The sequence below is a fragment of the Croceitalea vernalis genome (assembly GCF_031846405.1).
In the GTDB taxonomy this organism is placed as follows: domain Bacteria; phylum Bacteroidota; class Bacteroidia; order Flavobacteriales; family Flavobacteriaceae; genus Croceitalea; species Croceitalea vernalis.
Map to the genome: position 1 here is coordinate 1 of NZ_JAVRHU010000013.1, position 1,307 is coordinate 1,307.

General features: G+C 40.2%; 1 protein-coding gene. It reads right to left on the minus strand.

Translation table 11 applies throughout. The features are described from left to right. Positions 1-1,307, minus strand: a 1,307-nt coding sequence (locus RM520_RS15175) for a Calx-beta domain-containing protein (RefSeq protein WP_311388559.1), incomplete at both ends; no start/stop codon positions are given.

The window sequence follows — 1,307 nt, forward strand, 5'->3', positions numbered from 1 at the left end:
AGTCGCTAACAGCAACCCCTTCTGTTGGGTCGTTGGCATCATTGTCAGTAATGGTACCTAATCCAACAGCATCTAATAGATTTACACCGGAAACCGATGAAGCAAATGAAAGATTGATATCAATTGTTTCAGCATCTTCTACAAGTACATCATCATTGATAGTTACGGTTATGTTTTGGGTGTCACCACTTGCAGTATTTGCTGGGAATGTTACAGCATCAACAGCACTAACCACCGAGTAATCAATATTTGGTCCAACGCTTAATGCTGTACCGTCGGCTATGTTATAATTAACAGTCACCGCATTCACCATTGTATTCCCTGTATACGAAATTACAAATTCAGCAGTACCAGCATCTTCGTTCACAGTAAAGTCGCTAACAGCAATACCTTCAGTAGGGCTGTTACCATCATTATCAGTGATAGTTCCTAATCCGATAGGGTCAAGCATATTAACTCCAGGACTAGTTATAGCGAAAGATAAATTGATATCAATGGTTTCGTCACTTTCAATAATGGCATCATCAATAATGGTAACGGTTACGTTTTGTGTATCACCGCTTGTAGTATTTGCTGGGAATGTTACAGTACCAACAGCGCTAACTACGGAATAATCAAGGTCTGGTCCAATACTAAGAGCGGTTCCATCAGTTATCGCAAAGTCGACAGTAAAACTGTTTTGAACAGTATTACCTGTATAAGAGATTACAAAATCAACGGTACCAACACCTTCATTTACTGTAAAGTCAGCAACGGCAATACCTTCAGTAGGGCTGTTACCATCATTATCAGTAATAGTACCTACTCCATTTGCGTCAAGCATGTTAACCCCAGGAACTGGAGTTGTAAAGCTTAGCGCGATGTTCATACTCTCAGCATCTTCAATAATAGCATCATCTACTATGTTTATAGTTACAGACTGAGTATCGCCACTTGCAGTATTAGCAGGGAATGTAACTGTAGTACCTGCAGTAGCTACATCATAGTCATCAGGATTGATGGCAGAATCATCGGTAACAGCAAAGTCAACAGTAAAACTGTTTTGAACCGTATTACCAGTATAACTTATAATGAAAGTGGCAGTACCTGCAGCTTCATTAACAGTAAAGTCAGCAACAGCAATACCTTCCGTCGGACTATTTCCATCATCATCTAAAATGGTTCCAGTAGCGTTAGCTGTACCAATAGTTACACCGGCAGGAGCCCCAGTGAGGTTAGCTATCTGTCCGTTAACAGTTTCATCATCTTCTATTAAGGCATCAACAGTAGTTGGGATATTGATAGTACCAGAGTTACTACCATTAGAG